The organism is Pseudomonas sp. FSL R10-0399 (genome assembly GCF_009600165.1).
Classification (GTDB): Bacteria; Pseudomonadota; Gammaproteobacteria; order Pseudomonadales; family Pseudomonadaceae; genus Aquipseudomonas; species Aquipseudomonas helleri.
This window is the reverse complement of the sequence record NZ_WIWK01000320.1, coordinates 1-326: the sequence shown is the minus strand read 5'-3', so window position 1 is coordinate 326 and position 326 is coordinate 1. Positions and strand designations below refer to the sequence as shown.

The 326-nt window shown below is 60.4% G+C and carries 1 pseudogene; it reads left to right on the top strand.

Annotation, left to right across the window (positions count from 1 at the left end):
• Positions 1 to 326, top strand: a pseudogene (locus GHO41_RS30530) (phage tail protein); the annotation flags it as partial.

Below are 326 nucleotides of genomic sequence, written 5' to 3'. Positions count from 1 at the left end.
AACTATGACGGCGGAGCGCCTGCGAATGGCCTTGCGCTGGGCACTGGCTTGGCCTGCATTGGTCCTAGAGGGTTGCGATATCGCATCACAGCCTCAGGTAGTTCCATTGTTGAGGTCGAGCGCCTGACCTCCGCAGGTGCCGTCGATGAGGATTGGCCTGGGTTCAGCTATCTGGAAAGCGTCAACAGTGTGATCAATCTCGACCCGTCCAGCCTGCAGGGTGGGTACCGCGGTCCCTTCGTCTGCAGCCCGGTCGGGGAGAAGGTCGCCGCCATCGAGTATTCCGTCTTTGCGGCCAACGGCCTGATTGGTCTCGGAAAGAAAGG